1 protein-coding gene is annotated in these 274 nt (G+C 29.2%); it reads left to right on the forward strand.

Annotated elements, in window-relative coordinates:
- A partial coding sequence (locus tag SCA31_RS23395; RefSeq protein WP_410699411.1) for a pectinesterase family protein occupies positions 1–174 on the forward strand: 174 nt, incomplete at its 5' end.
- Between the last annotated feature and the right edge of the window lie 100 nt (positions 175–274).

Below are 274 nucleotides of genomic sequence, written 5' to 3' on the forward strand. Positions count from 1 at the left end.
GATGCAGAAAAAACAACTTTCTATGCAGAATCAAATTCAAAAGGAACAGGATCTAATATTTCAAAAAGAGTTTCATGGTCACACCAATTAAGCAAAGAAGAAAGAAAAAAATACACACCAGAAAATATTCTCAAAGGAAACGACAACTGGAACATCACAAAAAGCTTGAAATAAATTTTTAATCTAAACCTCAAAAACACCAAAGAATTTTCAATTATGAAAAAACACTTCACAAAACTATTCACATTAGGAATTTTATGCGGTATTTCCTCAT

It is taken from the genome of Chryseobacterium sp. SIMBA_028 (assembly GCF_046535285.1).
Taxonomy (GTDB): Bacteria; Bacteroidota; Bacteroidia; order Flavobacteriales; family Weeksellaceae; genus Chryseobacterium.